23 protein-coding genes are annotated in these 26,819 nt (G+C 74.4%); 10 read left to right on the plus strand and 13 right to left on the minus strand.

From position 1 onward, the window contains the following. Positions 1-98 precede the first annotated feature (98 nt). On the plus strand, positions 99-3,026 hold the full coding sequence (locus tag GA0070606_RS13460; protein WP_176737314.1) for an AfsR/SARP family transcriptional regulator: 2,928 nt from the start codon (positions 99-101) through the stop codon (positions 3,024-3,026). Here the strand turns inward: GA0070606_RS13460 and GA0070606_RS13465 are convergent. The 3 genes from GA0070606_RS13465 to pdxH form a co-directional block, all read right to left on the minus strand. Further along, entirely contained in the window at positions 2,956-4,245 is a 1,290-nt protein-coding gene (locus GA0070606_RS13465; protein WP_091098865.1) for a cytochrome P450, read from the minus strand. The genes GA0070606_RS13460 and GA0070606_RS13465 overlap by 71 nt on opposite strands. 329 nt (positions 4,246-4,574) lie before the next feature. After that, positions 4,575-5,873, minus strand: coding sequence for an MFS transporter (locus GA0070606_RS13470; protein ID WP_091098868.1), 1,299 nt, complete (start codon positions 5,871-5,873; stop codon positions 4,575-4,577). Further along, on the minus strand, positions 5,870-6,499 hold the full coding sequence (gene pdxH / locus GA0070606_RS13475; RefSeq protein ID WP_141721926.1) for a pyridoxamine 5'-phosphate oxidase: 630 nt from the start codon (positions 6,497-6,499) through the stop codon (positions 5,870-5,872). The genes GA0070606_RS13470 and pdxH overlap by 4 nt, the downstream gene beginning before the upstream one ends. A 281-nt stretch (positions 6,500-6,780) precedes the next feature. Here pdxH and GA0070606_RS13480 point away from each other — a divergent pair, with 281 nt between their 5' ends. The 4 genes from GA0070606_RS13480 (at position 6,781) to GA0070606_RS13495 (ending at position 11,692) form a co-directional block, all read left to right on the plus strand. Beyond that, positions 6,781-7,887: a citrate synthase 2 gene (locus GA0070606_RS13480; protein WP_091098874.1), complete on the plus strand. Its 1,107-nt coding sequence runs from the start codon at positions 6,781-6,783 to the stop codon at positions 7,885-7,887. A gap of 247 nt (positions 7,888-8,134) precedes the next feature. Further along, positions 8,135-9,262: a phosphoserine transaminase gene (gene serC / locus GA0070606_RS13485; protein WP_091098877.1), complete on the plus strand. Its 1,128-nt coding sequence runs from the start codon at positions 8,135-8,137 to the stop codon at positions 9,260-9,262. A gap of 187 nt (positions 9,263-9,449) precedes the next feature. Next, complete coding sequence (gene sepH, locus GA0070606_RS13490) at positions 9,450-10,529, plus strand: septation protein SepH (RefSeq protein WP_091098881.1); 1,080 nt, start codon at positions 9,450-9,452, stop codon at positions 10,527-10,529. A 176-nt stretch (positions 10,530-10,705) separates the two neighbouring features. Further along, positions 10,706-11,692 (plus strand): aldo/keto reductase, encoded by a 987-nt coding sequence (locus GA0070606_RS13495; protein ID WP_091098884.1) that lies wholly within the window; start codon positions 10,706-10,708, stop codon positions 11,690-11,692. Positions 11,693-11,705: 13 nt separating this feature from the next. On the opposite strand, the gene thpR is transcribed toward GA0070606_RS13495, so the two are convergent. The 5 genes from thpR to GA0070606_RS13520 all read right to left on the minus strand — a co-directional run bounded on the left by thpR (position 11,706) and on the right by GA0070606_RS13520 (position 16,309). After that, positions 11,706-12,284 carry an RNA 2',3'-cyclic phosphodiesterase gene (gene thpR / locus GA0070606_RS13500; RefSeq protein ID WP_091098888.1) on the minus strand — a complete coding sequence of 193 codons (579 nt, stop codon included), beginning with the start codon at positions 12,282-12,284 and terminating at the stop codon, positions 11,706-11,708. A 13-nt stretch (positions 12,285-12,297) separates the two neighbouring features. Continuing rightward, positions 12,298-12,807, minus strand: coding sequence for a hypothetical protein (locus tag GA0070606_RS13505; protein WP_091098891.1), 510 nt, complete (start codon positions 12,805-12,807; stop codon positions 12,298-12,300). 101 nt (positions 12,808-12,908) lie between these two features. Continuing rightward, positions 12,909-14,192 carry an MFS transporter gene (locus tag GA0070606_RS13510; RefSeq protein ID WP_091098895.1) on the minus strand — a complete coding sequence of 428 codons (1,284 nt, stop codon included), beginning with the start codon at positions 14,190-14,192 and terminating at the stop codon, positions 12,909-12,911. Positions 14,193-14,261: 69 nt separating this feature from the next. Continuing rightward, positions 14,262-14,711, minus strand: a complete 450-nt coding sequence (locus GA0070606_RS13515) for a MarR family winged helix-turn-helix transcriptional regulator (RefSeq protein ID WP_176737315.1) — start codon at positions 14,709-14,711, stop codon at positions 14,262-14,264. Positions 14,712-14,830: 119 nt separating this feature from the next. Beyond that, positions 14,831-16,309 carry an NCS2 family permease gene (locus GA0070606_RS13520; protein ID WP_091098903.1) on the minus strand — a complete coding sequence of 493 codons (1,479 nt, stop codon included), beginning with the start codon at positions 16,307-16,309 and terminating at the stop codon, positions 14,831-14,833. A gap of 87 nt (positions 16,310-16,396) precedes the next feature. Here GA0070606_RS13520 and GA0070606_RS13525 point away from each other — a divergent pair, with 87 nt between their 5' ends. Next, entirely contained in the window at positions 16,397-16,642 is a 246-nt protein-coding gene (locus GA0070606_RS13525; protein ID WP_091098906.1) for a DUF2530 domain-containing protein, read from the plus strand. Between the two features lie 117 nt (positions 16,643-16,759). Here GA0070606_RS13525 and GA0070606_RS13530 read toward each other — a convergent pair whose 3' ends face one another. Then, entirely contained in the window at positions 16,760-17,599 is an 840-nt protein-coding gene (locus GA0070606_RS13530; RefSeq protein ID WP_091098908.1) for a DUF3027 domain-containing protein, read from the minus strand. An 87-nt stretch (positions 17,600-17,686) separates the two neighbouring features. Here GA0070606_RS13530 and GA0070606_RS13535 point away from each other — a divergent pair, with 87 nt between their 5' ends. Together GA0070606_RS13535 and GA0070606_RS13540 are read left to right on the plus strand one after the other, a co-directional pair. Beyond that, entirely contained in the window at positions 17,687-19,336 is a 1,650-nt protein-coding gene (locus GA0070606_RS13535) for an MFS transporter (RefSeq protein WP_091098912.1), read from the plus strand. Next, positions 19,333-19,983, plus strand: coding sequence for a futalosine hydrolase (locus GA0070606_RS13540; RefSeq protein ID WP_091098916.1), 651 nt, complete (start codon positions 19,333-19,335; stop codon positions 19,981-19,983). Before GA0070606_RS13535 ends, GA0070606_RS13540 begins: the two co-directional genes overlap by 4 nt. Positions 19,984-20,128: 145 nt before the next feature. Here the strand turns inward: GA0070606_RS13540 and GA0070606_RS13545 are convergent, their stop codons facing one another. Then, positions 20,129-21,112, minus strand: a complete 984-nt coding sequence (locus tag GA0070606_RS13545) for a GNAT family N-acetyltransferase (RefSeq protein ID WP_245724680.1) — start codon at positions 21,110-21,112, stop codon at positions 20,129-20,131. Positions 21,113-22,005: 893 nt separating this feature from the next. Between GA0070606_RS13545 and GA0070606_RS13550 the strand changes: the two genes are divergently transcribed. After that, positions 22,006-22,902: a 1,4-dihydroxy-6-naphtoate synthase gene (locus GA0070606_RS13550; RefSeq protein WP_091098924.1), complete on the plus strand. Its 897-nt coding sequence runs from the start codon at positions 22,006-22,008 to the stop codon at positions 22,900-22,902. Here GA0070606_RS13550 and GA0070606_RS13555 read toward each other — a convergent pair. Continuing rightward, positions 22,863-23,249, minus strand: coding sequence for a cold-shock protein (locus GA0070606_RS13555; protein ID WP_091098926.1), 387 nt, complete (start codon positions 23,247-23,249; stop codon positions 22,863-22,865). The two genes, GA0070606_RS13550 and GA0070606_RS13555, sit on opposite strands and share 40 nt — an antisense overlap. Before the next feature lie 34 nt (positions 23,250-23,283). Continuing rightward, entirely contained in the window at positions 23,284-23,907 is a 624-nt protein-coding gene (locus tag GA0070606_RS13560; RefSeq protein ID WP_091098928.1) for an HAD family hydrolase, read from the minus strand. A gap of 87 nt (positions 23,908-23,994) precedes the next feature. Here GA0070606_RS13560 and GA0070606_RS13565 point away from each other — a divergent pair, with 87 nt between their 5' ends. Next, positions 23,995-26,475: a helicase-associated domain-containing protein gene (locus GA0070606_RS13565; protein ID WP_091098932.1), complete on the plus strand. Its 2,481-nt coding sequence runs from the start codon at positions 23,995-23,997 to the stop codon at positions 26,473-26,475. A gap of 66 nt (positions 26,476-26,541) precedes the next feature. On the opposite strand, the gene GA0070606_RS13570 is transcribed toward GA0070606_RS13565, so the two are convergent. Continuing rightward, positions 26,542-26,790: a hypothetical protein gene (locus tag GA0070606_RS13570; RefSeq protein ID WP_091107692.1), complete on the minus strand. Its 249-nt coding sequence runs from the start codon at positions 26,788-26,790 to the stop codon at positions 26,542-26,544. Positions 26,791-26,819: the final 29 nt, after the last annotated feature.

Consider the following 26,819-nt stretch of genomic DNA (forward strand, 5'->3'; position numbering starts at 1 on the left):
GGGACAGCCGCGGACTCGACTATCTTGACAAATGTCCCTGGATGGCACCGATGTCCGGGAGCGGGTCGTCCGGTTCGTCAGCTCGGCTGGAGGTCGCGGTGGGTTCTGAGGGTCGCGCGCGGGCCGCGTTCCGCGTGCTCGGACCGGTGGAACTCGCGACCGGGGCGGGCCACGTCGCCCTGACCGGCAAGCAGGGGGCGCTGCTGGCGATCCTGCTGTTGAACGCCAACCACGTGGTGTCGGTCCAGCGGTTGGCGGAGCTGTTGTGGCGGGAGCCGCTGCCCAGCGCCCCGTCCTCCCGGGTCAGGATGCTGGTCTCCGACCTGAGGAGGACGTGCCGCACCGCGGGGGCCGATCCGATCCGCACCCAGCGCCCCGGGTACGTGGTGCGGCTTAAGCCCGACCAGCTCGACCTGACCGACTTCCTCGACCGCGTGGCGCGGGCGCGCGAGGCGTCCGCCGAGGGCGACCCGGCCTCGGCGGTGGCCCGCTACGACGAGGCGCTGAGCCGCTGGCGCGGGGCGCCCCTGGACGGGATCAACGGCTCCTTCGTCGAGACCGAGGTGGCCAGGCTGGAGGAGCTGCGGCTGCAGGCCAGGGAGGAGCGGGCCGCGGCCCTGCTCGCCACGGGCCGGCACGCCGAGGCGATCGCCGAACTCAACGCCGTGGTCACGGACCATCCCCTACGCGAGCCGGCACACGGCCAGCTCATGACGGCCCTGCACCGCAGCGGCCGGCGGGTCGACGCGCTGGCGGTCTACCGGAGCCTCCGGGACCGGGTCGTCGCCGAGATGGGGCTGGAGCCCGAACCCGAGCTGCAGCGGCTCCACCAGCGCATCCTCACCTCCGACACCGCACTCGACGCCCCCCGCGCCACGGCCGACCCGGCCGACACCGCGCCGGGGCCACCGGTCGCGGAACCGCCGGTGGAGCAGCCGGGTCCGGCGGCCCACGCGCCGGCGGCCCCGATACCGGTCCCCCGCCAGTTGCCGGCTCCGCCGGCGCACTTCGTCGGCCGCGAACGCGAACGCGCCGAGCTGGACCGGCTCGCCGGCGAACGCCGCACGAACGGCGTGGCCATCGCCGCGATCAGCGGCACCGGCGGGATGGGGAAGACCTCGCTGGCCCTGCGCTGGGCGCACGACAACATGGACCTCTTCCCCGACGGCCAGCTCTACGTCAACCTCCACGGATTCGACCCGACCAGCGGCCCGCTGCCGCCCCACGTGGCGCTGCGCCACCTGCTGACGTCCCTCGGCATCCCGGCCGCCGCCATGCCGGCCGGGAAGGTGGCGCAGTCCGGTCTCTACCGGTCGCTGGTCGCGGGTCGTCGCCTGCTCGTCGTCCTCGACAACGCCCGCGACGTGGCACAGGTCGAGCCGCTGCTCCCCGGCGGCCCCCACTGCACCGTGCTGATCACCAGCCGCAACCGGCTGCCCGGCCTGAGCGCCGCCAGCGGCGCCACCCTGATCGGGTTGGGTGCCCTCACGGACGCCGACGCCCACCGTCTGCTCCGCCGCCACCTGGGCGACTCGCGGGTCGCGGAGGACCCGGGCAGCGTGGCCGTCCTCGTCAGGCACACCGGCGGCCTGCCGCTGGCCATCGGCGTGCTCACCGCACGCGCCGCCATGCATCCCGACTTCCCCCTGTCGATCCTCGCCAAGGCGCTGAGCAACCCCTCCACCCGCCTCGACGTCCTGCGGACCGGTGACCTGAACACCGACCTCCGTGCCGCGTTCGCCGCCTCGTACGAGGCCCTCGACGCCGCCACCGCCCGGCTGTTCACCCTGCTGGGGCTGGCACCCTGGCCCGACGTCGGCCTGCGGTCGGCCGCCGCGCTCGCCGGCCTGCCCCTGCCCGACGCCGAGCTGTCGCTCTACCGCCTCGAAGCCGCCAACCTGATCCACCAGCAGCGTCCCGGGCGGTACCGCATGCACGACCTGGTCCGCCTCTACGCCGCCGAGCGCGCGCAGTCCGACCGGACCGACGACGAGCGGGCGGAGGCGCTCACCCGCCTCGTCGACTCGTACGCGCACACCGCGTCCACCGCCGACCGGGTGCTGTACCCCGGCCGTCCCCTCGCCGCGCGGATCTTCCCCGATCCGGCGCGGGACGAGTTCGAGGACGCCGATTCCGCCTGGGCCTGGTTCGAGGACGAGCAGCCCGGCCTCGTCGCCGTACAGCGGCTGGCCGCGCGGCTCGGCATGGACGCCGCGGTCTTCCGGCTGGCCTGGGCGGCGGACACCTACCACAAGCGGTGCCAGCACGAGCAGCGCGTCGAGTCCTGGCAGCTGGCCCTCGACGCCGCCGGGCGGCTGGGGCACCGGAACACGGAGGCCTTTGCCCACTGGTACCTGGGGTACGCCTACGCGCAGGCGGCCCGGGTCGAGGACGGGCTGGAGCACCTGCTGCTCGCACTCGACCTGTTCGAGCAGGACGGGGACGTCGAGGGTCAGGCGCACACGAGCCACACCCTCGGGTTCGCCTGGCTGGAGCGGGGTGAGCCCGCGCGCGCACTCCCGCACGTGGAGAACGCCCTGCGCCTCCAGCGGGAGCTCCAGGACCCCCGCTGGGAGGCCAACGCGCTCAGCGCCGCCGGCTGGTGCCACGCCGTTCTCGGCCACCACTCGACGGCGCAGTCGTACTGCGAGCGGGCGCTGCGGCTCTTCCGGCGGCACGAGGACCGCAACGGAGAGTCCGCCACCCTCGACAGCCTCGGCTACATCGCCCACCGGGCGGGGCGGCCCGACGAGGCGCTCCACTACTACGGCCGGTGTCTGGAGCTGCGCGAGAGCCTCGGCAACGCCTACCAGGCCGCGGACACGCTGGTCCGCATCGGCGACGTCCACCACGGATCGGGCCGGCTCACCGCGGCCCGCCGCGCCTGGCAGCGGGCGCTCGACTCCTACCGTGAGCAACGCCGCGCCGCCGAGGCCGACAACGTGCGCGAGAAGATCAGACGCCTTGCGGTACGACCTTCCTCCGCAGCCCGACGCGCAGGCCACGAGGGACCAGCAGACCGCTGAAGTCGGGCGTCACCTCCTGCGGCCCGGCGATCTCCATGTCGCCGACCAGCCAGGATGTCACCAAGGTCAACTGCATCATGCCGAGCTGCGTACCCACGCAGACCCGCGGCCCCGCGCCGAACGGCAGGTAGGTGTGCCGGGCGGGCGTGACCTGCGGGTCCAGCCACCGTTCCGGCACCAGCCGGTCGGGGTCGGCCCACCAGCGGGGATCCCGGTGCAGCCGGTACATGCTGAACAGCACCTGGTCGCCCGTCCTGAGCCGCCACCCGCCGAGTTCCGTCTCCCGCCGTACGGTCCTGCCGATCAGCCAGGTCGGCGGCCACAGCCGGAGGACCTCCTTGACGAACGCCTCGGTGTACGGCAGATCCTCGAGCTCCGGAACGTCGCCGGACGAGGCGGCCTCGGCCGCCAGGCGGGCCCGCACGTCCGGCCGTCTGCCGATCTCGTACACGATCCAGGTGAGGGCGGCGGCCGGGACGCCCAGCGCGGCGAGCATGATCCCGCGCAGGAACCGCTCGATCTGCAGGTCCGACAATCCCCGGTCCGAGGCCAGGAGCACGCCGAGGAGGTCCTCAGCCGACGCCGTCCCGGCCTCGCGGCGTCGCCGCACGACCTCGGCCATCAGCGCCAGGAGCCGCTCGCGAGCCCTGGTGAAGCGCCGCACCCGGCGCGACGGCCACCACGGCGGCAGCTGCAACGAACTGCGCGAGAGAGGATCGATGGCCGCCACCTGCTCGGCCAGCGCCTCCGGCACTCCCGCCGCATCGGTGCTGAGGCAGAAGTCGGCGGTTGCCCGGCCGAAGAAGTCGGACATCGTGGCGTACACGTCCGTCTCCCCGTCGCCGACGGTCTCGCGGAAGAGCTCGCGCAACCGCGCCGCGTGTGACTGCGCCACCCGCCGGTGCAGTCCCTGCCAGCCCGCGCGGCGGGCCGTGGTCCACAATTCGGCGGCGGCGGCCATCCGCTCGGTGTCCATCGGCCCGGCGAACGGAGACGTCTCCGCGAGGAAGTCCTTGTTGGTCCGGGCGAGCAACGCGTGCACCTGGTCCGGCGAGGACACCACGATGGTGCGGGCATCGTGGGAGAAGACGTCCCCGTATTCGCGGTGGCACCGCTCCAGGAAGCCGTTCCTGTCCCGGTCGTACTCCTCGGTGTTGCCGAACAACCAGTGCCCTCGCGGCCCCGGGGGCCGCTCCGAACCAGATGCACGCGTCGTCACTCGTCGGCCCTCAACCGGTCAGTTGAAGATGTTCCAGTAGCCGTAGATGCCGCCCATGCGGACCCGGCCCAGGGCGCGGACGGCTGCGTGACGGATGTGCTTCATGCCTGACCTCCAAGAGTTGACGGCGTTGGAGACCACGATCGATGGTCCGGCGCATGATCCCCGCACGAATCCCGCAGGAACGGCGCCGGATCCGTGAGCGGCCCCGTCGACCACCGCCCAAGGACCCACCGCGCGGACGGGCCGGCCGGCACCGGGAAGTGCGCGCGGCTCCACCGCGACGCGTTCCCGGCCCTGCGGGGCGTGCGCCGAGGTGTGGACGACCGTCAGTTCCGGTCGGCCGCCGTGGTCGCCGCCCGGTAGCGCAGCAGGGCCGGGAACGCCACCGCGAGCAGCACCGCGAGCGCCGCGGAGATCAGCCCACCGCTCACCCAGGCCACCCCGCCGCCGAACCCGGCCGCCACCGCGCCGGCCCGCAGGTCACCGAGGCGCGGACCACCGGCGATGACCACCGTGTTGACGCCCATCAGCCGCCCGCGCATCCGGTCCGGCGCGTAGACGAGCAGCATCGACTGCCGCAGCACCGCGCTGACCAGGTCCGCCGCGCCGGCCACCGCCAGCAGCAGCACCATCAGCCAGAGCTGGCCGGCCAGCCCGGCCGCCGCCACCGCCAGGCCCCAGCCGACCACCGCCACCACCAGCGCCAGGCCCTGCCGGCGGAGCCGGCCGATCCACCCCGAGGTGAGCCCGCCGAGCATCGCGCCGGCCGCGATCGCGCTGAACAGCCAGCCGACCGCCGCGCCGCCGCCGAAACGCTCCTCGGCGATCTCCGGGAAGAGGGCGCGGGGCATCGCCAGCACCATCGCGATCAGGTCGATGACGAAGGAGAGCAGCAGCACCGGCGTGGTGCTCAGGTAGCGCAGCCCGTCGACGATGCTGGCCAGCCCGGCCCGGCGCGGGGCGCCGGCCGCGTCCGGGTCCGGCTCCGGCGGCATCGCCGGCAGCCGCACCGTCGCCCAGACGACGGCGGTGAAGAGCACCGCGTCGGCCGCGTACGCGATCGGCAGGCCGGGACCCGTGCCCCACCAGGCGAAGATCAGGCCGGCGACCAGGGGGCCGAACACGGAGGCGGCGGTGTAGGTGGTGAAGTTCAGCGTGCTCGCCGCCGGCACCAGCTCCGCCGGCACCAGGCGAGGCAGGATGGCGTTGCGGGTGGGCGAGCTGATCGCGAAGGCCACCGACTGCACCGCCACCAGGACGAGCGGCAGCAGCGGGCTGCCGACGTCGAGCAGCGCCTGCGCCACCAGCCCGGCGGTGGCGGCCCAGAGCACCGCCGCGGTCACCAGCAGCACCCTGCGCCGGTCGTACGCGTCGGCCAGCGCGCCGCCCCAGAGCCCGAAGACCAGCAGCGGCACGAACGCCGCGATGCCGAGCAGACCCACCCAGAGGGAACTGCCGGTCAGCTCGTACATCTCCACCGGCACGGCGACCGCGGTGAGCTGGATGCCGAACATCGCGACGCCGTTGCCCAGCCACATCCGCCGGTACGCCGGCGCGGCCAGCGGGCGCACGTCGATGGCGAACCGGCGCAGCCCGCGCCGCCGGGGTTCGTCGAGCCGGGTCACGGGGCCAACCGCTCGACGGTCCACTCCCCGGGGCCGACGAGCCGGAACCGCAGCCGGTCGTGCAGCCGGCTGGCCCGGCCCTGCCAGAACTCCACGGACTCGGGCCGCACCCGCAGCCCACCCCAGTGCGGCGGGGCGGGGATCGGCTCGGCGTCGGCGAACCGCTCCGCCGCCGCCCGGTACGCCGCGTCCAGCGCCGACCGGTCGGGCACCACGCGGGACTGGGTGCTGGCCCAGGCACCCAGCTGGGAACCGCGCGGCCGGCTGGCGAAGTACGCCTCGGTCTCGGCCCGGTCGACGCGCTCCACCGGACCGGCGACCACCACCTGGCGCTGCATCGGGAACCAGGGGAAGACCAGGCTCGCGTACGGGTTGGCGGTCGCCTCGGCGCCCTTGCGGGACTCGTAGTTGGTGAAGAAGACGAAGCCCCGCGGGTCGTACCCCTTCAGCAGCACGGTCCGGGCGCTCGGCCGGCCGGCGGCGTCGGCGGTGCCGACCACCATCGCGTTCGGCTCGGGCAGCCCGGCGGCGACGGCGTCGGCGAACCAGCGGTCGAACTGGCCGTGCCAGTCGGCCGCCAGATCCGCCTCGGAAAGGCCCAGGTCCGCCGCGTACTCGTTACGCATCGCCGCAGGGTGCACTGTGTCGCCCGTCACGTTCCCTCTCCTCCCCGTCGACCCGGCCCGCGACCTCCGGGCAGGCCAGCCCGTACCGCCCAGTGTCGCCGACGCGTCCGGGCCGCCCCGGACGGGGGATGTCGTGCGCAGCACAGGCGCAGCGGGTCGCGGATCGGTTACCCACCAGGCAAGATGTCACGAACACATCCCTGAAGGGTCGCCTGAGGCGCTCGGCCGGCTGGCCGGATGAGGGCCCGACCGGGCGCACCGAGCAGATCCAGGAGAGCGACATGGCCGATTTCAAACCCGGGCTGGAGGGCGTCGTAGCCTTCGAGACCGAGATCGCCGAACCCGACCGCGAAGGCGGCGCGCTGCGCTATCGCGGGGTCGACATCGAGGATCTGATCGGTCAGGTCTCCTTCGGCAACGTGTGGGCGCTGCTGGTCGACGGGCGGTTCGGCCCGGGCCTGCCGCCGGCGGAGCCGTTCCCGGTGCCGGTGCACTCCGGCGACATCCGGGTCGACGTGCAGTCCGCCGTCGCGATGCTGGCCCCCTACTGGGGCCTCAACCAGCTCCTCGACATCTCCGACGAGCAGGCCCGCGAGGACCTCGCCCGGGTGTCGGTCACCGCGCTCTCCTTCGTCGCCCAGTCCGCCCGCGGCCTGGGCCTGCCGGCGGTGCCGCAGAAGGAGATCGACAAGGCGTCGACCATCGTCGAGCGGTTCATGAAGCGCTGGCGCGGCGAGCCCGACCCGCGGCACGTCAAGGCCGTCGACGCCTACTTCATCTCGGCCGCCGAGCACGGCCTGAACGCCTCCACCTTCACCGCCCGGATCGTCGCCTCCACCGGCGCGGACGCGGCGGCCTGCATCTCCTCGGGCATCGGCGCCCTCTCCGGCCCGCTGCACGGCGGCGCCCCCTCCCGCGTGCTCAGCATGCTGGAGGCCGTCGAGCGCAGCGGCGACGCCGAGGGCTACGTCAAGGGCGTCCTCGACCGGGGCGAGCGGCTGATGGGCTTCGGCCACCGGGTCTACCGGGCCGAGGACCCGCGCGCCCGGGTGCTGCGCCGCACCGCCAAGGAGCTGGGCGCGCCGCGCTTCGAGATCGCCGAGGCGCTGGAGAAGGCCGCCCTGGCCGAGCTCCAGGCCCGCCGCCCGGACCGGGTGCTCGCCACCAACGTCGAGTTCTGGTCGGCCGTGGTGCTCGACTTCGCCGAGGTCCCGGCGCACATGTTCACCTCGATGTTCACCTGCGCCCGGATGGGCGGCTGGAGCGCGCACATCCTGGAGCAGAAGAAGCTCCAGCGGCTGGTCCGCCCGTCGGCCCGCTACGTCGGCCCCGGCACCCGCAAGCCGCAGGAGGTCGAGGGCTGGGACGCCATCCCGCACGGCGTCTGACCGCGTACCCCCGAGGGCCCCGTCCGCGCGGACGGGGCCCTCGCGCGTGCTGTGGCGCACGCCTCACGTCCCGGGTGTGGGACCAGCGGCCGGTCCGGCCGGCCCGGGTGGGAGGATGAAGGCCGGCAGAGTCGCCGGACCGGGCCCGGATCCCGGCCGCCCCGCGCGCCCGCGCGCGTCCGCCGTCGATCCGCGCCCGTGTGCAGACCGGGCCCGCCCTCGCCCTTGCGGAAGGATCTCGACAACCGTGGCTGACGCACCGACCATCCGGATTCCCGACGACCTCAGGCCCGCCGACGGGAGGTTCGGCTGCGGGCCGTCCAAGGTCCGTCCGGCGGCGGTCTCCGCCCTCGCCGACGTGGCCACGAGCTACCTGGGCACCTCGCACCGGCAGAAGACCGTCCGCGACCAGGTCGCCCGGCTGCGCCGCGGCATCGCCGACTTCTTCTCCCTGCCGGAGGGCTACGAGGTGGTCCTGGGCAACGGCGGCACCACCGCGTTCTGGGAGGTGGCGACGTTCGGCCTGGTCCGCGACCGGGCGCAGTTCGCCAGCTTCGGCGAGTTCGGCGCGAAGTTCGCCAAGTCCGTCAGGGACGCGCCGTTCCTCGGCGAGCCGACCATCCGCAAGTCGGAGGCCGGCAGCGCCCCCACGCTGGTCGCCGAGGCGGGAGTGGACGTCTACGCCACCCCGCACAACGAGACCTCCACCGGCGTCGCGGTGCCGATCAGCCGGGTGGCCGGCGCCGACCCCGGCTCGCTGCTGCTGGTCGACGCCACCTCCGGGGCCGGCGGGCTCGACGTCAACGTCGGCGAGACCGACGTCTACTACTTCGCCCCGCAGAAGTGCTTCGGCTCCGACGGTGGCCTGTGGCTGGCCCTGATGTCCCCGGCCGCGCTGGAGCGGGCCGGCGAGATCAAGGCGTCCGGCCGCTACATCCCGGCCTTCCTCGACCTGGTCACCGCGATCGACAACTCGCGGCTGGAGCAGACCTACAACACCCCGGCGCTGGCCACCATCTTCCTGGCCGCCGAGCAGACCGACTGGATGAACTCCCAGGGCGGGCTGGCCTGGGCGGCCAAGCGGACGGCCGAGAGCGCCGCGATCGTCTACGGCTGGGCGGAGCGCTCCGAGGTGGCGACGCCGTTCGTCACCGACCCGGCGCTGCGGTCCAACGTGGTCGCCACCATCGACTTCGCCGACTCCGTCGACGCCACCGCGATCGCGAAGGCGCTGCGCGCGAACGGCATCGTGGACACCGAGCCCTACCGGAAGCTCGGCCGCAACCAGCTCCGCGTCGCGCTCTTCCCGGCCGTCGAGCCGGCCGACGTCGAGGCGCTGACCGCGTCCATCGACTACGTGGTGGAGCGGCTCTAGCTCGTCGTCACGTTCGGTGGCCGCCGGCGCGTCGGCGGCCACCGAACGTGATCATCGCCGCAGCTCAGTCGCGACATGCGGGTGTCGGATCCCCCACCCCGGGGCAGATGCGCGTACGGTGGTGCGAGGACGCCCGGGTGGCCGGCTCGTGGCGTGACGGCCAGCGAAGCGGGACGGAGGCAACGCTATGCGCCCAGTACGCTTCGTCGCCCTCTCCGAGGACGGCCAGGCCCTGGTGCTCGCCGACGAGGTCGGGCGACTGCTCGCCCTGCCCATCGACGAACGTGTCGCCGGCGCGCTGCACGCCGAGCCCGGCGCCCCGCCGCTCGCGGTGGCCCCGGCCGCCGCCGACCCGGTGCCCTCACTGTCCCCGCGGGACATCCAGGCCAAGATCCGCTCCGGCGAGTCCGCCGAGGACGTGGCCCGGATCGCCGGCGTGCCGGTCGACCGGGTGCTGCGCTACGCCGGCCCGGTGCTCCAGGAGCGGGCCATGCTCGCCCAGCACGCCCGGCGCACCCGGCTCAAGGGCGCGGAGAAGCCGACCCCGCTCGCCGAGGTCGTCAACGGCCGGCTGGCCCAGCACGGGATCGACACCGAGAAGATCTCCTGGGACGCGTGGCGCCGCGACGACGGCACCTGGCGGATCGTCGCGACCTGGCCGTCGGGCAAGGCGACCGCCCAGGCGGTGTGGGATCTCGACAAGACCCGGCAGGCGGTCACGCCGCACGACGACATGGCGCAATACCTGTGCGCCGAGCGGCCCACCCCGATCCTCGGCCAGGAGCCGGCCCCGGAGCGGGGCGGTCACGCGCTGCCCGGCCCGTCGCGCGGCGAGCCGAGCCGGGGCGGGCACGGCCTGCCGGCCGCGGCCGAGCACAGCCGTCCCGGCCGCGACCCCATCCGGGCCGGGCGCGACGCCCTGCTCGCCTCGCTCGACCGCCCGCTGGGCTCGTCCTCGGGTCGCGGGCTCGACCCGCGCTCCCCGGCCGCCCTGGCCGGGCAGGACGCGCCCCGGCAGCGGCCCGTCGGCGGCGGGGCGGCGGCGCTGCTCGGCGGCGGCCAGGGTTCCGCGTTCGACGACGACTCCGACGCGCCCAAGGAGGTGCCGGCCGTGCCGTCCCTGGCGGTGCTGCGGCCCCGCCGCACGGGCGCGCCGGCGGCTGCGGCGGCCGAGTCCGCCGAGGCCGGGGGCAAGCCCCGCAAGCGCCTGCCGAGCTGGGACGACGTGCTCTTCGGCAGCGGTCCGGCGGCCCGCGAGTCCTCCTGACGCGTCGGCTCCGGCGGCGCCCGGTTCCTCCGACGCACCGCGGCTCCGACGCCCGTCCGGCTCCCGCCGAATCGCGGCTCCGCCGACGGCCCGGGTTACTCTGCCGCGTCGGCTCCGGTGGTGACCGCCGGAGCCGACGCGAGGCACTCGAAGTGTCGTCGTGGCAGGGTGGCCGTATGGAGTACACGAACCTCGGCCGCACCGGCCTGTCGGTCAGCCGCCTCTGCCTCGGCACCATGAACTTCGGTCCGCAGACCACCGAGCCGGACAGCTTCGCGATCATGGATCGGGCCCTCGACCACGGCATCAACTTCTTCGACACCGCCAACGTCTACGGCTGGCAGACCGGCGAGGGGATCACCGAGCAGATCATCGGGCGCTGGTTCGCCCAGGGTGGCGGCCGGCGGGAGAAGGTCGTGCTGGCCACCAAGGTCTACGGCAAGATGGGCGAGTGGCCCAACGAGCAGGGCCTATCCGCCCGGCACATCGTCCGGGCCTGCGAGGACTCGCTGCGCCGGCTCCAGACCGACACCATCGACCTCTACCAGATGCACCACGTCTCCCGGAGCACCCCGTGGGAGGAGATCTGGCAGGCCATGGAGACCCTGGTCGCCCAGGGCAAGGTGCTCTACGTCGGGTCGTCGAACTTCGCCGGGTGGCACATCTCGGTGGCGCAGGAGGCGGCGGCGAAGCGGCACTTCCTCGGCCTCGTCTCCGAGCAGTGCATCTACAACCTGCTCACCCGGCACGTCGAGCTGGAGGTGGTGCCCGCCGCGCAGCACCACGGCCTGGGCATCATCCCGTGGTCGCCGCTGCACGGCGGGCTGCTCGCCGGGGTGCTGCGGAAGATGGCCGAGGGCGGGGCCGCGCGCGGCGCCAGCGGCCGCTCCGCCGACGCGTTGGCCGAGCACCGGCCGACCATCGAGGCGTACGAGAAGCTCTGCGGCGAGCTGGGGCACGACCCGGCCGACGTGGCGCTCGGCTGGCTGCTGTCCCGGCCGGGGGTGACCGCCCCGATCATCGGCCCGCGCACCGCCGACCAGCTCGACCGTTCCCTGGGCGCACTCGACGTCGCCCTCGACGGGGACACCCTCACCCGGCTCGACGAGCTCTTCCCGCCGATCGGCAACGGCGGCCCCGGCCCGGAGGCGTGGGCCTGGTAGCCGAGGGGCAGCCTCAGAGGGGCCAGGCGGCCAGCCGGTCGTAGGTGGGGCGGGGGCCCGGGTGGCTGCGTACGAGGACCAGCTCGGCGGCCGGCCACTCGGGGCCCGCGTAGCCGTCCAGGGTCGCCACGTCGGCCGTCACGTCGACCTCGGGCACCCGGTCGCCGGGGCGGGCGACGGTCAGGTGCGGGCGGAACGGCTTCTCGTCGTACGGCAGGCGGGCGTGCCGCAGCCGGGAGCGGATCAGCCGGGCGAGCACCTGGAGGCGCTCCACCTCGCCCCCGAGGTCGACCCAGAGCACCGTGAACCGCCCCCGGCCGAAGCGTCCGCCGCCGACGAGCCGGAGCCGGGGCGCGGCGGCACGACCGTCGCGGGACCACTCGGCGGCCAGCCCGAGCGCGCTCTCCACCTCGACCAGCCGGTCCGCCTCGACGTCGCCGAGGAAGACGAGGGTGACGTGCGCGGTGGCCGGGTCGGCGAGCCGGACGTTGATGCCGGCGGCGGCCGCCGCGCCGACCCGCAACCGGGCGACCTGCTCCCCGAGGTGCGCGACCGCCCCGGGCGGCGGGTAGACCGCGGCGAAGAGCCTCAAGCCGGCCCGCCGTTCAGTGGTGACGCTGCCGGTGGCCGGCCCGGGCGGCGGGCAGGGTCAGCCCGGCGGCGTGCAGCAGGCCCTCCACCCGGACCCGCTCCAGCTCCAGGTCGACGCCGTCCAGCTCGGCGAGGTGCTCGGCGATCCCGAGCGCCTGGCAGGCCTGCCGGAGCCGGTCGTCGTACGCGCGGAGCACCGTGGCGTGCCAGACCGGCTGCCGGCTCTCGCCGCCGGCCCCGTTGCCGCGCAGAAGACGCAGGTCGGCGGCGAGTTGCTCCAGCGGGCGCCGGTCGGGCCGGTCGAAGTCGGTGAGGTCGATGTCGCGGGTCAGCGCGTCGGCCTCGACGGCCCGGTCCAGCCGGGCGATGGTGCGCCGTTCCCGCCGGTTCTCGCGCCACTCGGCCCACCCGCAGGCGACCCGGTCGATGATCTCGTCGGCGCAGAAGAACAGGGCGATCACCGCCGGCAGGCTGGCCACGCCCACGAAGGCGAGGACCAGCAGCAACCCGCGTCCGACCTCCACGCATCGACGCTAAGCCCCGGCCCGGCGGTCCGCCACCGGATTGGCCGCATCCGCGCCATCCGCCGGATGGGACGGATCGTCCCATCCGGGCGGCGGCGCGCTCAGCAGTCGGCGGAGGTGACGTAGAAGCGCGGCATCGGCAGTACGCGGAAGCGCAGCCGGGCGCCGGCGCGGCGCAGCTGCCAGGTGAGCGCGATCAGTGCGGTGGCCAGCGAGATCAGGCCGCCGATCCAGATGCTGGCGCCGGCGCCGTAGGTCTCCGCGACCCAGCCGATCAGCGGCGCGCCGACCGGGTTGGTGCCGAGGAAGACCAGCACCCACAGGGCCATCACCCGGCCCCGGAAGGCGGCGTCGGTGCCGAGCTGGACGCGCTGGTTGGCGGCCTGGGCGAAGAACACCATGAAGAAGCCGGTGGGCAGCAGCAGCGCCACCACCATCCAGTACGCCGAGGCGAGCCCGACCAGGGTGCCGAAGCTGGCGCAGCCGATCGCGGCGCCGAGCACCAGCCAGACCGAGGGGCGGCTGCGCCGCCCGGTGCCGGCGAGCGCGCCGACCAGCGCGCCGACGGCCAGCGCGGTGCTGAAGAGCCCGAACGAGGCGGCGCCGGTCCTGAACACGGTCTTGGCCAGCGCGGCCAGGGTGAGCTGGAAGTTGAACAGCGACATGCCGATCACCGACATCACCGCCATCGGCAGCAGCAGGTCGGGGCGGCGCCAGACGTAGCGCAGCCCGTCGACCACCTTGGCCGACGCCCGCTCGTCGCGCGGCGGCAGCGCCTCGCGGTGCAGCTCGGCCGGGCGCATGCGGACCACGTTGACCAGCGGGGCGATCGAGCTGAGGGCGGTGAACAGGAAGACCGGCCCCACGTCGAAGGCGGCGATGGCCAGGCCGGCGACGGCCGGCCCGACGATCCGCGCGGAGTTGAACACGGCCGCGTTCAGCGAGAGCGCGTTCGGCAGCAGCGAGGTGCCGACCAGCTCGGAGACGAACGCCTGCCGGACGGGAGTCTCCACGGCGTTGGCGACGCCGAGCAGGGCCGCGAACGCGAAGACGTGCCAGAGCTGCACGAGGCCGGTGATCACCAGCAGGCTCATGGCGAGCGCCAGCACGGTCCAGAACGCGTTGGCGACGAAGAGCAGCATCCGCTTGTCGTAGCGGTCAGCGAGCCGCCCGGAGAGCAGGGTGAGCAGCAGCACCGGGGTGAACTGGAGAGCGGTGACCACGCCGAGCGCGGTGGCGGAGTTGTCGGAGAGCTCGAGGACGAGCCAGTCCTGGGCGATGAACATCATCCAGACACCGATCAGCTTGATCAGTTGCCCGGATGCGAATAGCCGGTAGTTACGGACCTGTAGGGACTGGAACATCGTGCTCAACTTCGCCCGCACTCTTGGTGCGCCTCCTCGCGGTCGTACGCGTCATCGACGGCGGACGGCGCGGTGGTGCGAGGCGCGCGGTCAGGCGCGGGCGAGCTGCTGCAGGATCTCCGCGGCCTGCCGCAGGGTGTCCCGTTCTGCTTCGTCAAGCTCGGCCAGCCGGCGGGCCAGCCACTCGTCGCGGGCGCGCTCGAACTGGTCGAGCACCGCCCGTCCCCCCTCTGTCGCCGCGAGGATGACCTGCCGGCCGTCGGTCGGATGGGGGGTGCGCTGCACGAGGCCGCGCTCCTCCAACTTCGCGACGATCTTGGTCATGGTCGGCGGCTGCACCCGTTCGACGTCGGCCAGTTCCCGGGGCGTCAGCGCGCCCGCCAGCCGGAGGCTGGTGAGCGCGGAGAGCTGGGTGACCGTCAGGTCGCCGACCGGCCGGGCCTGGCGGACCCGTCGGTTGAGCCGGGTGATCGCATCACGCAACTGAGGTGCCAGCTGCGCCGGTGGCACGCGTTTCGCCGTCACCGTCCGCTCCGTCACGATAGTTAGCCTAACTAATGAGCCTGGCTGATGAGGTGCGATATGACCAGCCTCACGGGAAGTTTGCCCTGCTCCGGGCCGGGTACCCGATTCGGTCACCGGCCCGGAGCGCAGGGTGGTCAGAGCACCACGGACTCGATCGGCCCGCGCAGGAAGTACAACACGAAGAGGGCGGCCACCCCGTACAGCAGCGGGTGGATCTCCCGGGCCTTGCCCTTGGCGAGCTTCACCACCACGTACGTGATCAGGCCGGCGCCGATGCCGTTGGAGATCGAGTACGTGAAGGGCATCAGCACGATCGTGAGGAACGCCGGGACGGCGATCTCGTAGTCGGACCAGTCGATCGTGCGGACCGCGGTCATCATCAGGAAGCCGACCACCACCAGCGCGGTCGACGCCGCCTCGAACGGCACCACCACGACAAGCGGCGCCAGGAACATCGCCAGCAGGAACATGCCGCCGGTGACCAGATTGGCCACGCCCGTCCGGGCGCCCTCCGCCACACCGGCGGCGCTCTCGATGTACGACGTGTTGCTGGAGGTGCTCGCCGCGCCGCCGGCCGCCGCCGCGATCGAGTCGACCAGCAGGATCTCCCTCGCCCGCGGCGGGGTGCCCCGCTCGTCGAGCATCTGCCCCTCCTGGCCGACCGCGACCATCGTGCCCATGGTGTCGAAGAAATCGGTGATGAGCAGGGTGAACACGAACATCAGCACGACCACCCAGCCGGCGCGGCTCCACGAGTCGAACACGTTGAAGTTGCCGAGCAGCGACAGGTCCGGCAGGTCCACCCAGGTCTTGGGGAACTCGGGGACGTTCAGCGCCCAGCCCTTCGGGTTCGGCTCGCCGTTCACGAAGGACGGCCCGACGTTCGCCACCGCCTCCACGATCATCGCCAGCACCGTGGAGCCGAGGATGCCGATCAGGATCGCGCCCTTGACCCGGCGCACCAGCAGCACGATGGTCAGCAGCAGGCCGACCACGAACACCAGCATCGGCCAGCTGCCCAGGCTGCCGTCGATGCCCAGGCCCACGGGAACGGTGGTGTTCGCCACGTCCGGGATCCGGCGGACGAAGCCGGCGTCGACCAGGCCGATGATGGTCAGGAAGAGGCCGATGCCGACGCCGATCGCCGTCTTCATCTGCGTCGGCACCGAGCGGAACACCGCCGTACGCAGGCCGGTCAGCACCAGCACCGCGATGATCACACCCTCGATCACCACGAGGCCCATCGCGTCCGCCCAGGTCATCTCCGGGGCGATCTCGTACGCGACGAGCGCGTTGACGCCGAGACCGGCGGCGAGGGCCAGCGGGAACCGGCCCACCACGCCCATCAGGATCGTCATCAGGCCGGCGACCAGGGCGGTGGCCGCGGCGAGGGCGGGAATGGAGAGCTTCTTGCCGTCGCCGTCGACGGCACCACCGAGGATGAGCGGGTTGAGCACCACGATGTAGGCCATCGTGAAGAAGGTCGCCAGGCCACCGCGTACCTCGCGGCTCATCGTCGAGCCACGGGCGGAGATCTCGAAGAAGCGGTCGAAACCGCTACGCGGACGAGCGGGGTCGGGTGGTGTGCCGTTGTCGGGCGGCGCTACTGCCATCAGGTCCTCGCAGGTGATCTTCCGTTGTCGCGCGCATCGTCGCAGATCACCGGCCAGCAGGGAAAGTTGATCGCGTACGCTTGCCGCGTGCCGAAGGAGCAGCCACCGCGTCCCGAGCCGCTCGACCCGCCGATGGTGCCGTTCGCCCTCGCCGGGATGGTGGCCTGGGCGCTCGCCGGGCTGGTGCTGCTCGTGTTCCGCGGCTGGCTGACCGAGCACGGTCACCAGGACTGGCTGTGGATCTGCCTGGCCGGTTTTCTGTGGGGGTTCCCCGGTCTCGCCGTGATGATGCGGCACGACGCCAACCGACGCCGCCGCCGAGCGGGCCGCTGACCTGGGCCGTCCCGGCCGCAGGCCCGCGTCGGCGCCTGACCTCCTCGACCGAGGGCGACACGACGGGGGCGGAGTGACGCCGTCAGTCGGGACGGCCTCGGCGCCGCGCCGGGCGCGTCAGGGGTGGCCGTGCGGCTCCGCCGGCTCCGACGCCTCCACCGAGCCGGGCGCCCGGCTGACCGACACGGGCTCCACGGCACTGTCGTCGTAGACCGTCGGCATCTCGTCGACCGGGGTGTCGGCCGCCTCGATCAGGGTCTCGGAGTGGGCGCCACAGCCGTGGTCGACGCTGACGACGCGGCCGTCGTCGGGGGCGTAGAAGTTGCCGCAGGCACCGAAGGACTGCCGCAGGGCGCCGGCGAGCGGCAGATAGAAGCCGCAGGTCCCGCAGCGGGCTGCGGCGGGAGCCGCGACCGAGATCGCCGCGGACGGGCCGTGGTCGCCGTCGTACCAGCGCTGGGCGGCGTCGCTGCGCCCCTCCCGGGAGAGCACCCGGGCCCGGCCGAGCCCCAGCTCCCAGGCGGTCTCCTCGACCGCCGGGTCGTCGGAGAGCAGGTAGCCGGGCTGGAGCCGCTCGTCGTCCGGCGGGGTGGGCAGCAGGTCGCCGGGGCCGAGATCGCCCGGCTTGAGCCGCTCCTGCCAGGGCAGCCAGCCGGGCGCGAGCAGCGCGTCCGAGCCCGGCAGCAGCACCGTCTCGCAGACGGTGACGTGCCGGCTGCGGGGCACCCGGGTGACGGTGACCGCCCACCGCCAGCCGCGGTAGCCGGCGAGCCGGCACTCGAAGTAGTGCGTGACGAGCCGGTCGCCCTCGGCGACGGCCTGCAGATGGTCGCCGACGTCCGAGGCCTCGACCTCGGTGATGGCGTCACGCGCCACCTCGACGGCGGCGGCGCAGACCTGGTCGAGACGAGCGGCGCGGGCGGAGGCGGGCCTGGTCACCCACCCATTGTTCCCCATGCGTACGGCAGACCGACAGGCACCCGCCGGTGACGTTCTGGCGCAGTGGTGCGGCGTGCGCCGACCGGATGGGTCAGGATGGTGGGCATGCCGCTGTTCTCCCGCTCCGGGCGGTCCGTGCTCGGGCAGACCGTCGGCACGGGCATCAGGGCCGTGCGCCTGCTGCTCCGGGGCTCGGTCAGCGGTGGGCGCTGGATGACCCGCCGGGCCGGCCACGCCCGCGCCCGGGGCGCCGGGGGCGAGGTCGGCATGGTCCGCCTCTTCGACCTGCACGCGGTCTCCTGCGCCGGCGACACGCTGATCGCCATCGGCCTGGCCGGGACGATCTTCTTCAACGTCCCGCTCGGCGAGGCCCGCAGCAAGGTGGCTCTCTACCTGCTGGTGACCATGGTGCCGTTCGCCATGCTCGCGCCGGTGGTGGGCCCGCTGCTCGACCACTTCCGGCACGGCCGGCGGTACGCCCTCGCCGCCACCATGCTCGGCCGCGCCTTCCTGGCCTGGCTGATCTCCGACTACATCCACGGCTTCGGGCTCTATCCGGCCGCGTTCGGCGTGCTGGCGCTCTCCCGGGCGTACGGGGTGGCCCGCTCCGCGGCGGTCCCGCGACTGCTGCCCGAGGGGCTGGGCCTCTCGCAGGTGGGCGCGCGGGCCAGCGTCTACGGCACCGTGGCGGGCGCCCTGGTCGCCCCGATCGGGCTGGCCGCCTTCTGGTTCGGCCCGCAGTGGCCGCTCCGGGTCGCCTCGGTCATCTTCCTGGTCGGCATGGTGATCGCCCTGCGGCTGCCGCCGAAGGCCGACTCGGAGCCGCCGGAGCGGGTGCCCCGGCCGCTGCGGGCGCTCGGCCGCCGCACCGGCGACCGCCCGCTGGGCCGGGGCCGGCCGGCGGGCCGGCTCGTGATCGCCACCCTGGTCGGTGCCGCGACGCTGCGCGCGGTCTACGGCTTCCTGCTGCTCTTCCTGGCCTTCGCGATCAAGGCGGGCGACCTGACCACCGTCGTCTTCGGCCGGGACCTGGGCGACGAGGGGGCGCTCGGCCTGGTCGGCGCGGCGCTCGCCGTGGGCACCTTCCTGGCCACCGCGGTCGGCACCCGGCTGCGCATCCACCGGCCGGCAGCGATCCAGTCGAGCGGCATGGTGATCGTGGCCGGGGTGGCGATCCTCGCCGCGCTGAAGTTCTCGCTGCCCATGGTCGCCCTGCTCTGCCTGGTCACCGCACTGAACAGCGGCATCGCCAAGCTCGCGGTGGACGCCTCGATCCAGGAGCGCATCCCGGAGCGGCTGCGGGCCAGTTCCTTCGCCCACTCCGAGACCGTGCTGATGCTCGCCTTCGTCGCCGGGGGCGGGCTGGGGCTCGTACCCTTCGACGGCCGGATCGGGATCGCCGTCGCCGCCGCCGTCGGCACGGTGGCCGCCGCCCGGGGCATCGTGGTGGCCGGCCGGCTGCGCGCCGAGCGCCTGCTCGGCCGCCCGCTCGGCGACGACGAACTGGCCGAGGAGGCGGCCGGGACCGACCCGGACGGCCCCGGTGCCGACGACGCGGAGGCGCGCGACCCGGGCGCCCGGGACCGGTACGAGCCCGCGCCCACCTCCCCCGCCCCGGCGCAGGGCGGCGCGCCGCTGGACGACCCCGGCCTCGCGCCGCCGGGCTACCACATCTACCGGCCGTCGTCGGCCGTCGGCGGCCCCGGCGGGACCGACGACGAGACCCGCCGCGAGTCGCAGGGTCCGCTCTCGTGACCGGGCTGCTGGTGGTCACGGCGGTGCCCGCCGAGGCCGAGGCGATCCGGGCCGGCCTCACCGATCCGACGACGACGGTGCTGCCGGTGGGGGTCGGGCCGGCCGTCGCCGCCGCCACCACCGCTCGGCTGCTGGTGCTCGCCGAGGCGGCCGGCCGGCCCTACCAGGGCGTGGTCAGCGCGGGCGTGGCCGGCGGCTTCACCGGCCGGGTGGCGGTGGGCGCCACGGTGCTCGGCAGCGCGTCCGTGGCCGCCGACCTGGGCGCCGAGTCGCCCGCCGGCTTCATCCCGGTCGACGAGTTGGGCATGCCCGCGGACTGGCTCGGCGGCGGCACCACCCTCGCCGCCGATCCCGGCCTGCTCGCCCGGTTACGGGCCGCCCTCCCGGCGGCCACCGTCGGCCCGGTGCTGACCGTCAGCACGGTGACCGGCACCGCCGCCAGCACCGACGCGCTACGCCGGCGGCACCCGGACGCGGTCGCCGAGGCCATGGAGGGGTACGGCGTGGCCGTCGCCGCCGCCCAGGCCAACCTTCCCTTCGCCGAGCTGCGGACCGTCTCGAACCCGATCGGCCCCCGCGACCGCGACGCCTGGCGCATGCGGGAGGCGCTCGCCGCCCTGACCACCGCCGCAGCGGCCCTGACCTGACCCGGCTCGGCCCGCCTGACCCGGCTCGGCCCGCCACCCGCTCGCTGGGCCCGCCCGGCCGTCCGCCTCACCGCTCGCCCGCCCTCGCGGGCCCACACCCCAACCCGCCTGCCCTGTCATGCTCTGCCCACCTGCCGGGTTGCCGTCACTCTGCGAGCGCCGGCCTACGATCGAGCCGCAGCGACCACGGCCGGCTCGCCTCCAACTGGTATCCACAGGCCAGCAGCAGGTCGACGTCGTCGAACCGGGCAACCGCCCCGGCGCTCCGGATGCCCACCCGGTCCATCTCGTCGGTGAGCAGGCCGACCAGCCGGCGACCGATGCCGAGCCGCCGGTAGTCCTCGGCCACGAGGACACCGTCGAGAACGATCTCTCGGTCCTCGCACGGGCCTTCGCCGTACACCAGGTGCCGGCTGCGCTCGTAGGCCCGCAGCTCACCGACCTGCTCGCCGCCCGGCAGTTCGGCCACGAACCGCCACGACGTCGCCGGCAGGCCATCCGTCACCCGACGCACCCGGATCGTGCGCCGGATCTCCGCGGCCCGCCGGCGCCTGTCCCGGTAGGCACGGTTCCGCTCGTATGTCGCCGCCGGTACCGGAAGCGGCCACAACGGGGGCGGCAGGTTGTACCAGTTCGCCCACCAGGCACCGGGCCAGTCCTTCGGCTCCCGAACCTCCCACGCGTCGAGGTGGGCGGGATAGCGCCGGCCAGCCACGTCCCGTAGCCCGTCGTGCGGCACCGTCGGCAGAGGCTCGCCGGCGTTGTCGTTGTTGCCGTCGTCGTTGTTGCCGTCGTCGTTGTTGCCGCCGCCGTTGTTGCCGTCGTCGTTGTTGCCGTCGCCGTTGTTGCCGTCGCCGTTGTTGCCGTCGTCGTTGTTGCCGTCGTCGTTGTTGCCGTCGTCGTTGTCAGTCCGGCCGGCCGCGTTGACCGCCACCTTCCCTCCGGCAGCCCGGACGAGCCGTTCCACCGTGCGGAATCTGGGATCGGTCGCCCGCCCCGACTCGATCCGGGCCAGGGTGGCCTGCGGCACCCCGGACAACTCGGCCAGTTCCCGCTGGCTCAGGTCCGCGAGACGCCGCAGGGACCGGAGGGCCGCGCCCAGGTCAACCGCCTCATTCAGCTCTCCCACCAGACCATGCTCTCGACCCGGTGCGGCTTCCTCAACAGCCCGCCGGAACCTGTGGACAGACCTGTGGATAACCCCGGATCGGGCAGGGCGTACCTTGTCGTGACGCTGTCGAGCTGAATCGTTTACGACATCACCGGCGAACGCCGAGCAGGACGCACGGACAAGCGCTACGCGAACAACACGGGTTACGCGTCGCGCCGAACCAGGTGCGCCAGCGAGGAGGGCCGGGCGGCGCAAGGGCACCAGTGGGGAGCCCGGCATCCGGGGTGGGCGGAGGGGCAGAGGGCGAGGGGCAGAGGGGCGGGGAGGCGGAAGGGCGAGGGGCAGAGGGGCAGAGGGCAGAGGGGCGGGGAGGCGGAAGGGCGAGGGGCGGAGGGGCGGAGGGGAGCCTGGCATCCGCGGTGGGCGGAGGGGCGGTGGGTGTTGGGTGGTGTGGGTGAGTCGTTTACGACATCAGCTCGAAAGCAGCCGCATACACATCCACAGGCCCACCGCACCCGAAGCGCACGCACCCCATCCCGAGACGCAAACAGCCGCATACACATCCACAGGCCCACCGCACCCGAAGCGCACGCACCCCATCCCGAGACGCAAACAGCCGCATACACATCCACAGGCCCACCGCACCCGAAGCGCACGCACCCCATCCCGAGACGCAAGCACCGCATCCAAGACGCGCATCCAAGGCGCGACACGTCGAAGGCGCGACGCATCGGCGGCGCACCGCATCGGCGGCGCACCGCAGCCGTAGTGAAACACCCGGCGGCGAACGGTGTCCGGCACCCCGCCGCGTCCGGCGGCACCGCGTCCGACGGGCGTGCTGCACGGTGGGCCTGTCACATTCGCGGGGACCGGGCGGAACCGGACCGGGGGGGCGAGGCTACCGTGGGGGCGTGGCGCTCTCGCTGGCGATCTCGCCCTGCCCCAACGACACGTTCGTCTTCCACGCCCTCGTGCACGGCCTCGTGCCCGGCGCGCCGCCGGTCGAGGTGACGTACGCCGACGTCGACGTGACCAACACGGCCGCCGAGCGCGGGGCGTTCGACCTGGTGAAGGTGAGCTACGCCGCGCTGCCGTGGCTGCTGGACGACTACCACCTGCTGCCCTGCGGCGGCGCGCTCGGCCGTGGCTGCGGCCCGCTGGTGCTGACCCGGGGCGACCGGGCCGACCTGACCGACAGCACCCACCACGCCGACAGCACCCACCACGCCGACAGCGGCGGCAGCCGGGCCGACCTCAGCGGGGCCACGGTGGCGGTGCCCGGTGACCGGACGACGGCGTACCTGCTCTTCCGGCTCTGGGCGGCGGACCGGCCCCCGGCACGCATCGAGGTGGTCCCGTTCCACGAGATCATGCCGGGCGTGGCCGCCGGCCGGTACGACGCCGGCCTGGTCATCCACGAGGCCCGGTTCACCTACCCTCGGCACGGCCTGACCGCACTGGTGGACCTGGGCGAGTGGTGGGAGGCCGACACGGGCCTGCCCATCCCCCTCGGCGCCATCCTGGCCCGGCGCGGCACGGTGGACCCGGAGGCCGCCGCCGGCTGGGTCCGCGAGTCGGTCCGCCGGGCCTGGGCCGACCCGGCGGCGAGCCGCGACTACGTGCTGGCGCACGCGCAGGAGATGGAGCTCGACGTGGTGGACCGGCACATCGGCCTCTACGTCAACGAGTTCACCGCCGACCTGGGGGACGCCGGGTTCGCCGCCGTGGAGGCGCTGCTCGGCCGGGCCGCCGCCGCCGGGCTCGTGCCTCAGACCTCCAGCTCGCGGGCGACCGCGTGGACCAGCTGAGCGATCTTCTGGGCGGTCTTGCGGTCCGGGAAGCGGCCCCGCCGCAGGTCCGGCTGAACCTTCGCCTCCAGCACCTTGATCATGTCCTCGACGAGGCCGTGCAGCTCCTCCGCCGGCCGGCGGCGCAGCTCCGCCACCGACGGCGGGGCGTCGAGCAGCTTCACCCCCATCGCCTGCGCGCCCCGGCGGCTGTCGACCACGCTGAAGTCGACCCGCTGACCGCCCTTGAGGTCGGTGACACCCGCCGGTAGCGCGGTCTTGGGAAGGAACACGTCGCCACCCTCGTCACTGGTGACAAACCCGTATCCCTTGGCCGCGTCAAACCACTTCACTCGACCCGTCGGCACCTGAGAACCCCTGCTTCGCTTGAGCTTGAGACGTCTACCGCTCCAAGGCTAGCCGGATCATCCCGTCCAGCGCCGCCGGGAATGCGGTGAGATCATCCAGCACCGCCTCCGCGCCGGCCGCGCGCAGCTCGTCGGCCGGGCACGGGCCGGTGGCGACCGCGATGCCCGGCACACCCGCCGCCCGCGCGGCGGCCATGTCGGCCACGTGGTCGCCGACGTAGTGGGTGGCGCCGTGCTCCCGCAGCGCGGTCGCCTTCTCCTCGGCGAACAGGTCGCCGGCCACCTCGTCGACCACCAGCCCGAGGTGGTCGAGGTGCAGTCGGGCCAGGCGGCCGAGCTTGGCGGTCACCACCAGCACCCGGCCGCCACGTTCGCGTACCGCGTCGATCGCGGCGCGGGCGCCGGGCATCGGGACGGTGGGTGTGATCGCGTACGCCGGGTAGAGCTCGCGGTACGTCCGGACGGCCGCGTCGACCTGCTCCGGCGGGAACCAGTTGGCGATCTCCGTGCGCAGCGGCGGACCCAGTCGGGACACGGCGGCCTCCGCGTCCACCCGCACCCCCGTCCGGGCCGTCAACGCCCGGAACGTGTCGGCGATGCCGGGGCGCGAGTCGACCAGGGTCATGTCGAGGTCGAATCCGACCGTCAGTACGGGCATGCGGAGGAACCTACCCGTCCATCGCCTCGGGCCAGCCGGACGTCCGAGGGGCGGGAGGACCCCCTGCCGGGCTAGCGTGGAACGACGATGACCATCTCACTCGCCGACCACCTGCGGTCGCTGCCCGACGAGTCGCTCGCCGCCCTCCTGCAACTGCGGCCGGACCTCGTCGTGCCCGTGCCCGCGGACGTCTCCGCGCTCGCCATCCGGGCCCAGTCCCGGGTCTCGGTGGCCCGCGCGCTCGACGGGCTGGACCAGTTCACCCTGCAGGTCCTGGACGCCGCCCGGCTCACCCGGGGCGGAGCCGACGGGACCACCTCCACCGACGCGGTGCTCGCCATGGCCACCGCCGGACCGCACCCGCCCGCCCCCACCTCCGTACGCGCCGCCGTGGGCCGGCTGCGCGCGCTCTTCCTGCTGCACGGCCCGGAGAGCGACCTGCACGTGGTGGCGAGTGTCGACGAGGTCTCCCCGTACCCGGCGGGGCTGGGCCGACCGGCGGCGGAGCTGGACCCACGGGCGGCGGCGCTCTGCGCGGACCCGGCGAAGCTGCGCCGGACGCTGCTGGCCGCGCCGCCCTCGGCCCGGGCGATCCTGGACCGGCTCGCCGCGGGCCCGCCGGTGGGCAGTGTGCCGGCCGGCGCGCTGCAGGCCCCGCCCATCGGGGCGGAGGACGACCTGCCCCCGGACGCGACCAACGGCGGTGCGCCGACCGGCTCGCCCGTGCGCTGGCTGGTCGACCACCACCTGCTGGTGCCGGTGTCGGGCGGCAGGGCCGGCGCCACCGGCACGGTCGAGCTGCCCCGGGAGGTCGGCCTGCTGCTGCGGCGGGACAGCGGCCCGCTCGGCCCGCTGCGGACCAGCCCGCCGCCGGTGGCCGCGCCACCGCGCGAGCCGAAGGTCGCCGACTCCGCCGGGGCCGGGCAGACCATGGAGGTGGTACGCCACACCGAGGCGCTGCTGGAGCAGCTCGCCGCCGAACCTGCGCCCGTGCTCCGCTCCGGCGGCCTGGGCGTACGCGACCTGCGCCGGCTGGCCAAGGCGGTCGGGGTGGACGAGCCGACGGCCGCCCTGCTGCTGGAGGCGGCGTACGCGGCGGGGCTGATCGGCGAGGTGGACCTGCCCGGGGCCACCACCACCCGCTACGGCGCCGACCAGCAGATCCTGCCCACCGCCGGGTACGAGGTGTGGCGCGCCGGCACGCTGGCACAGCGCTGGGAGCAGCTCGCCCGGGCCTGGCTGACCATGACGCGGCAGGCGGGGCTGGTCGGGCAGCGGGACGACCGGGACCGGCCGATCGCCGTGCTCTCGGCCGAGGCCGAACGGGCCGGGGCGCCGGCCGCCCGACGCGCGGTCCTCGGGGTGCTCGCCGACCTGGAGCCGGCCACCGCACCCACCCCCGAGGAGGTCCAGTCGCTGCTCGACTGGCGGGCGCCGCGGCGCAGCCGGGGACGGGAGGCCGCGCACCGGGAGGTGCTGGCCGAGGCGGCGACGCTGGGCGTGACCGGGCTGGGGGCGATCACCTCGTACGGGCGGCTGCTGCTCGCCGACGTCAGCGCCGCCGACGAGCGGGGCGCGGACGACCCGCTCGGGCTGCACGCCGACGCCGAGGGCGGCGACGGGACGGCTGCGGTGCGCGCGCTGGACGCGCTGCTGCCCGCCCCGGTCGACCACTTCCTGGTGCAGGCCGACCTGACCGTCGTGGTGCCCGGCCCGCCCGACCCGACGCTCGCCGCCGAGTTGGAGGTGGTGGCGGAGCACGAGTCGGCCGGTGGGGCCAGCGTGCACCGGGTCACCACGGCCAGCGTGCGCCGGGCCCTGGACGCCGGCTACTCGGCCGACGACCTGCACGCCCTGTTCCGCCGCCGCTCCCGCACCCCGGTTCCGCAGGGCCTGACGTACCTGGTGGACGACGTGGCCCGCAAGCACGGCGGGCTGCGGGTCGGCTCGGCCGGGGCGTACGTGCGCAGCGACGACGAGGCGCTGCTGACCGAGGTGCTCGCCGACAGGCGGCTGGAGTCGCTGGCGTTGCGCCGGCTCGCGCCGACGGTGCTGTCGACTCCGTACCAGGTGGGCCGGATGCTGACCGCCCTGCGCGAGGCCGGGTACGCCCCGGTGCCCGAGGACGCCAGCGGCGCGGCGGTGCTGGCACGCCCGAAGACCCGCCGGGCACCGGCCCGGGTGTCGGTGGCGACCCGGACGCTCGACCCGCTGACCGCCCCGAAGCTGGCGATGCCCCGCCTGCTGGGCGTGGTGGAGCAGATCCGGCGCGGCGACGCGGCGGCCCGGGCGGCCCGGCGCGCGCCGGCGGTGGTCCGGGGCGGGGCGGCGCGCACCGGCCCGGCGCCGGCCCACTCCCACAGCGACGCCCTGGCCGTGCTCCAGCAGGCGGTGCGGGACAAGGCGCTGGTCTGGGTGGGTTACGTCGACGCGCACGGGGCGACCGCGTCGCGGCTGGTCCGGCCGGTGTCGATCGGCGCGGGCTACCTGCGCGCCGAGGACGAGCGGACGGAGATGCTGCACACCTTCGCCCTGCACCGGATCACGGCGGCGGTGCTGGAGGACTGAGCACCCGGCGGCGGCCGGTCGGCGCGGGCTGCGGCGGCCGGGTCGGCGCCGGCTACACCGCCTGCGTCAGCGCCGGCTGCGGCGTACCGTCCCGACGACGGAGACCACCAGCAGCAGCGCGAACCCGGCGCCGGCCGACTCGCCGACCGAGTCGACGAAGCCCTGTTCGAGCACCAGCCAGCCGAAGAGGAACCAGCCGACGAGCACCACCGCGGCGGTCGCGTACGCGACGACGGTGGCGGTCGAGACCTGCTCGTCCGGTGCTTGGTCGCGTTCGACGCTGTGTTCCGGTATCGCCTCCCGGTCGACCGTCATCTCCACGCCTCCCCGTCCGGTCCGACGCC

Source organism: Micromonospora citrea, assembly GCF_900090315.1.
In the GTDB taxonomy this organism is placed as follows: Bacteria; Actinomycetota; Actinomycetes; order Mycobacteriales; family Micromonosporaceae; genus Micromonospora; species Micromonospora citrea.

Excerpts from the sequence above, each read along its gene's own strand:
- pdxH (WP_141721926.1), bottom strand. The coding sequence starts at position 6,499 with ATGCGTAACGAGTACGCGGCGGACCTGGGCCTTTCCGAGGCGGATCTG.
- GA0070606_RS13480 (WP_091098874.1), top strand. The coding sequence starts at position 6,781 with ATGGCCGATTTCAAACCCGGGCTGGAGGGCGTCGTAGCCTTCGAGACC.
- sepH (WP_091098881.1), top strand. The coding sequence starts at position 9,450 with ATGCGCCCAGTACGCTTCGTCGCCCTCTCCGAGGACGGCCAGGCCCTG.
- GA0070606_RS13495 (WP_091098884.1), top strand. The coding sequence starts at position 10,706 with ATGGAGTACACGAACCTCGGCCGCACCGGCCTGTCGGTCAGCCGCCTC.
- GA0070606_RS13520 (WP_091098903.1), bottom strand. The coding sequence starts at position 16,309 with ATGGCAGTAGCGCCGCCCGACAACGGCACACCACCCGACCCCGCTCGT.
- GA0070606_RS13530 (WP_091098908.1), bottom strand. The coding sequence starts at position 17,599 with ATGGGGAACAATGGGTGGGTGACCAGGCCCGCCTCCGCCCGCGCCGCT.
- GA0070606_RS13535 (WP_091098912.1), top strand. The coding sequence starts at position 17,687 with ATGCCGCTGTTCTCCCGCTCCGGGCGGTCCGTGCTCGGGCAGACCGTC.
- GA0070606_RS13560 (WP_091098928.1), bottom strand. The coding sequence starts at position 23,907 with ATGCCCGTACTGACGGTCGGATTCGACCTCGACATGACCCTGGTCGAC.
- GA0070606_RS13565 (WP_091098932.1), top strand. The coding sequence starts at position 23,995 with ATGACCATCTCACTCGCCGACCACCTGCGGTCGCTGCCCGACGAGTCG.
- GA0070606_RS13570 (WP_091107692.1), bottom strand. The coding sequence starts at position 26,790 with ATGACGGTCGACCGGGAGGCGATACCGGAACACAGCGTCGAACGCGAC.